We start from the raw sequence: 9,616 nt of genomic DNA on the forward strand, positions 1-9,616 counted from the left end.
ACCTTACGATCCGCCATCCAGCCAGGCACATGCTTCAAGGAGCCGTTACCTGCACTATCAAACGTAATGGATACGAATGAACATGCTCAAGATCCCGATGCCCGTGGTGAGCACCAGAACCCGGCAACGACCTGGTTACTGCCAACCGGAGCCTTAAAACCCCCGGCAGCAGGCGCCGTCGCCCACATGTCCCTTCATCAAAATCAACAATGTCAAAGAACCACCAAATACCTTGCAGCGAACAACCATCCTACCCGATCTTCACCGAGTGTCAGATTGTCCGTCCAAGTTGGCGACCGGTTGGCAGGGCAGTGAAGCGTTCTGCGCCGGTGGAGCGCTCAATATGGGCGTCGTTTGATTCGGTCAACCCACCACGACACCACTTTTTTCCTGCCTTCGATTTTCGACGCGGCGGCAATCAGCCGCATGCCGCAGGGCCCCGGAAGCATGCCGATCCGTTCAACGAGCATGTGGTGGCAGCGAGCCGGGTTCGAACGCTGCCCCCTCCTCACCGTTAACCGGCGGTCATCGGCTCCATGGCCTGTCGTGCAAGGGCAGTCTTCACGCCAGCGTCTGCTTCCATGCGGTTGCGGTGCGTGGCAAGTGCGGGATAGTCGTCCAGCGACAACGGAGTCTGGTCAAGCCAGCGCACCAGGACGTAAAGGAATGCATCGGCAAAGCTTCTGTCCCCCAGATACCAGTCTCCGCCGGAGGAAGAGAGATCCTGGTCGAGCCGCTGGTAATGCTCGGCCAGCCGATCGTACGCCGCCAGCTTCGCCTCCTCCTGTGCGCCTTCGCTCCTTGCAAACTTCTGCGGGGCGAAGTGCGGGCCGTACGCACCGTGAACCTCCGTCGTCATGTAGGACAACGCCTCCGCCTCGCGTCGGCCAAGCCTGGTGTCGCGGGCGTAGCCATCGCCGCCGTGCTCCGCGCCCAGCCATGCAAGAATGGCGGAAAGTTCCGTCAGTACATCGCCATCGGCGAACCTGATCGCGGGCACCTTTCCCTTTGGGTTGATCGACAGGTAGGCGTCCTTCTTGTGGTCGCCATATGCCATGTTCCGGATCGCGACGGGCGCGTCGATCCAGGCGATCGCGATGTTGGCAGCAAGCGAACAGGTCCCCGGCATGGTGTAAAGAGTGGTCTGGTCAGGCATGGGTGGCTCTCCTTTCCCTGTCCTACGCGCAGGACGCGCCAAGGCTCCGCATGGAGCGCAGCGATCGCCCGCATCCAACTGATCGACCGCCTCCTGCAGCCGCCAGCGCCTGGTCACAGGCACGATGGCGGAGCTTGGCCGTTATGACATCGCCAACGGCAAAGCCGCATTTTGCACAATAAAGGACGATGACTGCATGAAGCGCCCCTGGCACCGCCACTCACGACACGCGACCGATGCGCCCAGCCCCTGGCAGATGACGCGAGCCGACTGGCTGCAGGTGGCCAAGCGTGCATGGACGCAGATCAACGCGAACAATGTCAGCCTGATCGCGGCAGGGGTCGCGTTCTATTGCTTCACGGCGATCGTCCCGACACTCGCGTCCGTAGTATTGTCCTATGGGTTGCTGGCCGATTCAGAAACGGTGTCGCGCCACATCAACGAGCTATTCGGCATCCTGCCGCAGGACGCGGCCGCTCTGATTTCCGACCAGCTGGTCGGGGTCGTGCAGACGTCGAGCGAACAGCAGGGTCTTGGTCTGGTGGTCGCACTCGTGATCGCGCTGTACGGGGTCAGCAAGGCGACCTCGTCCATGATCGTGGCACTGAACGTCGCCTATGACGAGAAGGAGGAGCGCGGATTCATCTGGCTCACTGTACTATCCCTCCTGCTCGTCCTGGGTGCGCTCGTCCTGGTGATGACGGCCTTCGGCACGACCGCTGCCCTTGCCTTCCTTGGCAGCCTGATCCCTGGAGCGCCGCCGATCGTGCTGGCCGGCATCCGGATCATTTCCTACCTGGTGCTCGCGGCGCTGGTGGTGACGGCGGCGGCCTTCCTCTATCGCTATGCCCCGAACCGGCCAAAGGCAAAATGGAAGTGGCTGTCGCCCGGTGCGCTGATCGCCACGGTGGTCTGGCTGGCTGCCACTGCCGGGTTCGGCTTCTATGCGTCGAACTTCGGCAATTACAACGCGACCTACGGCTCGCTGGGCGCGGTGGTGGTGCTGCTGACATGGCTGTGGCTGTCGGCGTATGTATTCCTGATCGGGGCGGAGCTCAATGGCGAGATGGAGCGCCAGACCAGCGCCCATGTGCTGGAGGATCCCGACGCGACAGTCGCTACCGATAGCGGCATCCAAGAGAGCAAGCAGGAAAGCTTCGCCAATGTCGAGGCGGGCCCGGCACAGCCCTCGACGTGAGCGGCAACTAGGATCAGCGCGCGGCTATCGTGGCAGGAGGGGAGCGTCCGCCAGTTCGGCATCGCTCCCCACCGCACGGTACAGTTCGAAACGGTTCTGCAAAGCAATCAGCGAAATGGCCACTTCCTCGCGCCGCGCCTGGTACAGGCTGCGCTGCGCATCCAGATTGGCCAAAAAGCTTTCGATACCCCCGCGGTAACGCTCCTCGGTCAACTGCGCGCTGTCCGCCGCGGCAACCGTGTTGCGCCGTGCGGCGTCTGTCTGCGCGCGGATGGTGCCCTGCGTAGCCAGTGCATCGGCTACCTCCCGGAAGGCGGTCTGGATCGCGCGTTCATAGGCGGCCAGTGTTGCATCGCGCCGGGCCGTGCTGATCGCGACGTTCGCTCGCCGCCCGCCGGCATCGAAGATCGTCTGGGCGATGTCGGCCCCGCCCGATCCACTGAACGCGCCACCTGTGAACAGGGAGCCGAGCGTGTTGCTCGCGAGGCCGAGCAATCCGGTCAGCGACACACGCGGAAACAGTGCGGCCCGGGCCACACCGATATCGGCGTTGGCACCCCGCAGCTCGAACTCGGCTTGCCGCACATCCGGTCGCCGCAGCAGGACCTCGGAACTGGTACCCGCCGGCAAGGTGCCGACCGAGTCCATGATCTGTGCCAGCCCACCCGGCAGCAGTGCCGGATCGATCGACGTTCCGACCAGCAGTTGCAGCAGGTTCACGTCCTCGGCCAAGGCCGATGTCTGTCGGGCAAGATCGCCTTCTGCCAAAGCCAGCACCTGTTCGGCCTGGCGCACATCCGTTCGCGGGGCGATCCCGCCACGCAGCCGGGCTTGGGTCAATTCCACGCTGCGGCGGGCATTGTCGGCCGTGTCCTGGGCGATGGCACGCAGGTCCTCGTCCGCCGCGTAGGTCGCCCATACGGATGCAATATCCGCCACCAGGCCGATCCGCACCGAAGCGGCTGCTGCCTCGGTAGCCAGCGCCCGTTCCCGGTCGGCTACCGTGGCGTTTGCCAGTCCGCCGAACAGGTCCAGTTCGTAGTTGGCGATGCTACCCTGCAACGCGTAGGCCTGACCATCACGGCCGGACTGCCCGGTCGCCAAATCGCCGGAGGCACCGACCGCCACCTCAGGGAACTGCGCAGCGCGGGTCACCCGCACGATCGCACGTGCTTCCGCGATGTTGGCGGCGGCGATGCGCAGGTCACGATTGTTGTCGAGCGCGACCCCAACCAGTTCCAGCAGCCGAGGATCGCGGAACAGGTCGCGATAGGAGACGTCCGGCAACACCGCTTCGCCTGGTGCAAAAGCTGGGCCGCCAGGAAAGGCAGCGGGCACCGGGGCCTGGGGCCGGACATAGTCTGGCGCCAGCGAACATGCACTCGCCAGCGAAGCGAGGGCCAGTGCCAGCAACAGGGGGACCGGCTGCATCGTCACGCCACCGCTTCACTGCGAGGACGACGGCCAAACCGGCGACGCAGCACACCCAGGCCGTCACGCGTACCACGCCGCACAAGCACGAACAGCAGCGGAATGTAGAAGATTGCCAGCAGCGTGGCAGTCAGCATGCCGCCGATCACGGAGGTACCGATCGCGATACGGCTGTTCGCGCCCGCACCGGTCGCGATGGCCAGCGGCAACACACCGAAGATGAAGGCGAAGCTGGTCATCAGGATCGGGCGCAGGCGGATGCGCGCGGCGCTGACCACGGCGTCGATCACGCGCGCACCCTTCTTTTCCTCCTGCTCGGCAAACTCGATCACCAGGATGGCGTTCTTGGCAGTCAGCCCCATGGTGGTCAGCAGACCGATCTGCAGGAACACATCGTTCTCCAGCCCGCGGATCGTGGCCGCGAACACGGCGCCGACCAGGCCCAGCGGGATCACCAGCAGCACCGCCACCGGAATGGACCAGCTTTCATACAAGGCCGCCAGACACAGGAACACGACCAGCAGCGACAACCCGTACAGCAGCGGCGCCTGACCGGAAGACAGCCGCTCCTCGTAGGATGAACCGGACCATGCCACGCCCGTCCCGGGCAGGGCAGAGGCCATCCGCTCCATCTCCATCATCGCCTCGCCCGAACTCACCCCGGCGGCCGGCTGGCCGGTAATGCCGAAGGCAGGGACGCCGCCAAACCGGCTGGTGGTGGCGGGCGTGGTCGCCCAGCCGAGCTGCGAGAAGGAAGAGAACGGCGCCATGCTGCCGGTGCTGGAGCGCACGAACCATCGGGAGAGATCCTCGGGCTTGGCGCGATATTGCGCGTCACCCTGAACGAACACCCGCTTCACCCGCCCCCGGTCTATGAAGTCGTTGACGTACCGCCCGCCCCATGCGGTCGCGAGCGTGGCGTTCACATCGGTCGGAGAAAGCCCGTATGCACTAAGACGCTGCGTATCCAGATCCACCTTCAGCGTCGCCACGTCCGGCAGGTCGCCCAGCCGGACCTGCGCCAGCAGCGGGTTGGCGTTCGCCTCAGCGATCAGCTTGTCGCGCGCTTCCACGAATTGCGCGCGGGTCAGGCCGCTGGTGTTCTGAAACTGCATGCTGAAGCCGGCATCGCCCAGGCCGCGCACCGCGCCCGGCACCTGCGTGAACACCTGCGCATCGCGCAGGCCGGCAAAGGCCTTGCTCGCCCGGTCGGCGATCGCCTGGGCCGAGTTCTCCGGCCCGGGGCGCTGGTCCCAATGCTTCAGGTTCATCCAGCCTTGGCCGGTGTTCTGTCCCGAAGCTCCGCCCCCGCCGCCGCCCGCGACAAGGAAGGTGGAATCGATATTCTCCGCCTCCGGTCCGACCATGTAGCGGCGGATGAGGTCGCGCACCTCCAGCGTCCGCGTCTGCGTGGCCCCGGCCGGCAGGCGGAACTGGACCTGGACCCGTCCCTGGTCCTCGATCGGCAGAAACCCGCCGGGCAGACGCAGGAACAGCCATGCCAGCAGCACCAGTGTGGCCAGATAGATCGCCATGAACAGCCATTTGCGATCCACGACCGTTCGCACCGCCACGAGATAGCGCGCCACCATCCGTTCGAAATTGCGGTTGAACCAGTCGCCTGCGCGACGCAGGCGACCTTGCACCCTGGCCCAGGCGCCGCCCGCTCGAGCCGGGCCGGTTTCCGCCTCCCCGTCGCCGTGCGCGACCTTGGGCTTCAGCAGCGTCGCAGTTATGGCGGGGCTCAGCACGAGGGCAACCAGCACCGACAGGATCATGCAGGAGATGATCGTCACCGCGAACTGGCGATAGATGACGCCGGTGGACCCGCCGAAGAAGGCCATCGGCAGGAACACCGCAGACAGCACCAGGGCGATCGCGATCAGCGCCACGTTGAGCTCGCGCATGGACTCGATCGTCGCCTCGCGCGGGCCCATGCCCGGGTTCTCCTCCATCAGCCGTTCGACATTCTCCACCACCACGATGGCGTCATCGACCAGCAGCCCGATCGCCAGCACCATGCCGAACAGCGTCAGCGTATTCAGGCTCATCCCGGCGGCGTAGAACACCGCCATCGTGCCCAGCAGCACCACGGGTACCGCGATCACCGGCACCAGCAGCGCACGCCAGCTCTGCAGGAACACGAACATCACGATGACCACCAGCACGATCGCCTCAAGCAGCGCCTTGACGACCTCGTCCACCGACAGCTGGATGAAATTGGTGGAGTCGTTGGCATAGGCATATTCCAGCCCGTCCGGCAGGTCGCGCGCCAGGGACTCCATCTCCGCCTTTACCAGCTCTGCGGTCAGCAGCGCATCGGCACCGGGTGCCAGCGAGATGTTCATGCCGGCGCCGGGATGACCGTTCATCTGCAGGATGGCGTTGTAGCTCTGCGATCCCAGTTCCACCCGCGCCACATCGCCGATCGTCACGGCTGAACCGTTCGACAGCGTCTTGAGCACGATCGCCCTGAACTGCTCGGGTGTCTGCAGCCGCGACTGCGCGGTGACGGTGGCGTTGAGCAGTTGACCCGGCGGTGCCGGCAGGCCGCCGACATCACCTGCGGCAACTTCCGCATTCTGGGTCTGGACGGCGCTGACCACGTCGCCGGGGATCAGCTGGTAGGCCGCCAGGCGGCTCGGATTGAGCCAGATCCGCATGGCATAAGGGCTGCCGAACACGTTGACCTCGCCCACCCCGGCCACACGGGAGAGCGGATCCTGGATGTTGGACGAGAGGTAGTCCGACACATCCTGGAAGGATCGGGTATCGGTGACGTCATACACCGCCACCAGCAGCAGCGCGTCAGGGTTCGACTTGCTGACACGCACACCCTGCTGCTGCACCTCGCCGGGCAGGCGGGCGATGGCGCTTTGAATGGCGTTCTGCACCTGCACCTGGGCGATGTCGGGATCGGTTCCCTTGGCGAAGGTGACAGTGATGCTCGCCTGCCCGCGGGAGCTGGATTGCGAGCTGAAATACAACAGGCCGTCCAGCCCGGTGAGCGTCTGCTCCAGAACCTGGGTGACGCTGTTCTCGATCGTCTCGGCCGATGCGCCGGGGAAGGAGGCGCTGACGTTGACGTTGGTGGGCGCAATGTCGGGATATTGCTCGACCGGCAAGACGCGCAGAGCGCCGACACCCGCCAGCATCACGATGATGGCGAGTACCCAGGCGAAGATCGGCCGTTCGATGAAGATCCGCGACATGAGGCGCGTCAGTCTGCCGGGGCAGCAGCAGCCGGGGCGGCAGGAGCACCGATCCGTTGCGGCGTATCCTGCGGCACCGGGCGGACCGCAGTGTCATGCCGCAGCGCCGTCGGCGTCTGGGTGATCACCCGGTCGCCGCTGCGCAGCCCGGCAGAGATCACCCACGACCGTCCTTGCGTACGGGCCGTAGTGACCGGCCTGCGCAACGCCTGGTTGCCGGGGCCGACGACGTAGACGTAGGACGAACCGTTGAAGTCACGCTGGACCGCAGGTTGGGGAACCACGAAGGCGGCCGGCTGCACGGCCTGGTCGAAGACGGTGGTGACGAACATGCCGGGCAGCAGGACGCCCTGCGGGTTCGGGAAGCGGGCGCGCAGCGCCACGGTCCCGGTGCTCACATCCACTGCAACTTCCGAAAACTCGACCGTGCCCGGAACGCCATAAGTGCTGCCATCTTCCAGCTGCAGTCGCGCCGTCGTGCTGCCGGCCGCAATCTCCCCGGCACGCAACGCTCGCCGCAGCGAGGTCAGCTCCGCACTTGACTGCTGCATGTCGACGAACATCGGGTCGAGCCGCTGGATGACCGCCAGCGGCTGTGTCTGGTTGGCATTGGCGAGCGCGCCATTGGTCACCAGCGAGCGGCCGATGCGCCCGCTGATCGGCGCATCGACTCGCGTGAACCGCAGATTGATTCGCGCGGTCTCCAGCGTGGCCTGCGCCTGCGCCACAGCGGCCCGGGCCACACCCGCCTGCGCCTCCGCATTGGTATAATCCTGCTCGGCCACCGCCTCGATCTCGGCCAGCGGCTTGTAGCGGCGCGCAAGTGCCTCCGCGGCCTGAGCAGTGGCGCGGGCGCTGGCCAGGTTCGCTTCCGCCTGGCGCACGGCGGCGCGAAACAGGCGATCGTCAATCTCGTATAATTGCTGACCAGCCTGTACGAAGCTTCCTTCCACGAAGAGCCGGCGGCGAATGATCCCACTCACCTGCGGGCGAACCTCGCTCGTCTCGTATGCTACCGTACGGCCCGCAAGTGTGACGGAAATCGGCACGGCGACGGGCTCGACAGTCACGAACCCGACCTGCGGGGCCGACCCGCCCCGCTCCTGCTCCTCGCCACCCGCACAACCGGAAAGCGCGGCAAGGCATGCGCCCAGGCCGCCGAGAAGACCAACCCGAAGAAACCTCGTCAAATTCAGTGATTCCTTGCAGACCATCGAGGGATGGTCAGCATCACCTATGTCGAAATTGCGATGTGATGCAGCGAAAGGTCTAATCGTTCATGGGACAGGGTCAACCGCCTGATATCAGAAAGCTTCGGCCTGATTCTGGCTCCGGCTGCCACGGGATGGCGGATCTGTTCACGACGTTGCAGACGCCAGGAGCGGCAGGCTGTGGCAGACTGGCTGCCGGCGCCGGTGCCTTCGCCTTTTTCGGCTCATGCCGCGAGCTGATCCTGACGCGAAGGGATGCCATTGCGACCATCGAAATCGAGCACATCGTCGCTTAGCTCTAGCGGCTCGTTTTCGCATGTAAGGACGGGGATATTGTGCTGGTCTAAACCCTTCTGTGCAGTGCGCCGCCTGGCGCTCCCATCGAAATTCTTCGGCGGCCAGTTCGTCAGTCCGGTCATTCTCGGGACCATCTCGTCTGTATCTGGCGGGCTGCTGGCCAGCTTCGTGGTCGTTGACGCCTTGCCTTAGTGGGTGCCGTTCTGGTCATCGTCCTGCGTCGGCGGCTGCCGCCGATGCAGGACGCTGCGGCTTATCGTTGATCGGGGGCAGGCGGATGCGCGTCAGATCGACCTCGCTGATCGGTCCGATCAGCTTCTTCGCATTCGCATCGCGGATCAGCCGGAGATAGATCAGCGTGATCGAGTTGGCGTGCAGCGCCCCCCCCCCCCCCCCCCCCCCCCCCCCCCCCCCCCCCCCCCCGCGGACCCGAACGGAAGTCGGCGGCCTTGGGCTAGGCACGGATCGCCTCCACCGTGCGCGGCGAGAGGTAGGCCAACGCGCCCTTTCCGGCCCGGTCGGCCTTGCTGGTTAGGATGTCGAGCAAGCCAGAGCCGTCCGGCTCATTGGAGACATGCTCCACCCGGATTGCCACCAGTCGGCGCGGCGGCAGGCGGTGTCGTAAGCGATGCCGAGCAGAGCGCGATCGCTTGCGCCCAGCCAGTCGCACCGGGTCGCCGGAGCAAGGTCGCGACGCACTGGCCTTTCGGCGGCTCGGCAAAGTCGACCACCTCGCCCTTGTAGCGCAAGGCGCGCGCCTGGGTCTGGCGCACGCCCCAACGCTTGCGCATCGCTTTGAGCTCGAGCCGCACCAGCAGGTGAGCGGGCGGCGAGTGCTGCAAGTTGGCCTTGCGATATCGCGGGGCAGGTCGGGACGCCTGCCGGCAACATGGCGCTGAGCGCTGCCGGTCCGGCATTGCATCTCCTGCTCGGCGACCCTTGACGGATGCGCGGCGGCAAGCTGGTCGGTTATGCGATCAACGACAACGGCAAGGGCCGGCGCAGTGGTGAGGATAGTTTTGTGTCGGTGGTTGCGGGGGTTGGATTTGAACCAACGACCTTCAGGTTATGAGCCTGACGAGCTACCGGGCTGCTCCACCCCGCGTCACCT

General features: G+C 65.4%; 6 protein-coding genes and 1 tRNA gene. 2 read left to right on the top strand and 5 right to left on the bottom strand.

Annotated elements, in window-relative coordinates; genetic code table 11:
• Positions 1 to 514: 514 nt before the first annotated feature.
• Positions 515 to 1,156: a glutathione S-transferase family protein gene (locus tag PK98_RS15725; RefSeq protein WP_039098024.1), complete on the bottom strand. Its 642-nt coding sequence runs from the start codon at positions 1,154 to 1,156 to the stop codon at positions 515 to 517.
• 124 nt (positions 1,157 to 1,280) lie between these two features.
• Here PK98_RS15725 and PK98_RS15730 point away from each other — a divergent pair, with 124 nt between their 5' ends.
• Positions 1,281 to 2,354 (top strand): YihY/virulence factor BrkB family protein, encoded by a 1,074-nt coding sequence (locus PK98_RS15730; RefSeq protein WP_081996326.1) that lies wholly within the window; start codon positions 1,281 to 1,283, stop codon positions 2,352 to 2,354.
• Positions 2,355 to 2,378: 24 nt separating this feature from the next.
• On the opposite strand, the gene PK98_RS15735 is transcribed toward PK98_RS15730, so the two are convergent.
• From PK98_RS15735 to PK98_RS15745, 3 genes are read right to left on the bottom strand one after another with little or no spacing between them, the layout of a single operon-like run.
• The gene (locus tag PK98_RS15735; RefSeq protein ID WP_039098025.1) at positions 2,379 to 3,785 is read right to left on the bottom strand and encodes an efflux transporter outer membrane subunit; all 1,407 of its coding nucleotides are present in this window, start codon (positions 3,783 to 3,785) and stop codon (positions 2,379 to 2,381) included.
• Between the two features lie 2 nt (positions 3,786 to 3,787).
• The gene (locus PK98_RS15740) at positions 3,788 to 6,997 is read right to left on the bottom strand and encodes an efflux RND transporter permease subunit (RefSeq protein WP_039098026.1); all 3,210 of its coding nucleotides are present in this window, start codon (positions 6,995 to 6,997) and stop codon (positions 3,788 to 3,790) included.
• An 8-nt stretch (positions 6,998 to 7,005) separates the two neighbouring features.
• Positions 7,006 to 8,187, bottom strand: a complete 1,182-nt coding sequence (locus tag PK98_RS15745) for an efflux RND transporter periplasmic adaptor subunit (RefSeq protein ID WP_235425563.1) — start codon at positions 8,185 to 8,187, stop codon at positions 7,006 to 7,008.
• A 155-nt stretch (positions 8,188 to 8,342) separates the two neighbouring features.
• Between PK98_RS15745 and PK98_RS17140 the strand changes: the two genes are divergently transcribed.
• Entirely contained in the window at positions 8,343 to 8,504 is a 162-nt protein-coding gene (locus tag PK98_RS17140) for a hypothetical protein (RefSeq protein ID WP_161792464.1), read from the top strand.
• 1,029 nt (positions 8,505 to 9,533) lie between these two features.
• Here the strand turns inward: PK98_RS17140 and PK98_RS15755 are convergent.
• Positions 9,534 to 9,610: transfer RNA gene (locus tag PK98_RS15755), tRNA-Met, on the bottom strand.
• Positions 9,611 to 9,616 lie beyond the last annotated feature (6 nt).

Origin of the sequence: Croceibacterium mercuriale (assembly GCF_000802385.1) — a bacterium.
Taxonomy (GTDB): Bacteria; Pseudomonadota; Alphaproteobacteria; order Sphingomonadales; family Sphingomonadaceae; genus Croceibacterium; species Croceibacterium mercuriale.

What these genes read in the sequence shown, in the direction of transcription:
- PK98_RS15725 (WP_039098024.1), bottom strand. Translation starts at nt 1,156, where the DNA reads ATGCCTGACCAGACCACTCTTTACACCATGCCGGGGACCTGTTCGCTT.
- PK98_RS15730 (WP_081996326.1), top strand. Translation starts at nt 1,281, where the DNA reads ATGGCGGAGCTTGGCCGTTATGACATCGCCAACGGCAAAGCCGCATTT.
- PK98_RS15735 (WP_039098025.1), bottom strand. Translation starts at nt 3,785, where the DNA reads ATGCAGCCGGTCCCCCTGTTGCTGGCACTGGCCCTCGCTTCGCTGGCG.
- PK98_RS15740 (WP_039098026.1), bottom strand. Translation starts at nt 6,997, where the DNA reads ATGTCGCGGATCTTCATCGAACGGCCGATCTTCGCCTGGGTACTCGCC.
- PK98_RS17140 (WP_161792464.1), top strand. Translation starts at nt 8,343, where the DNA reads ATGGCGGATCTGTTCACGACGTTGCAGACGCCAGGAGCGGCAGGCTGT.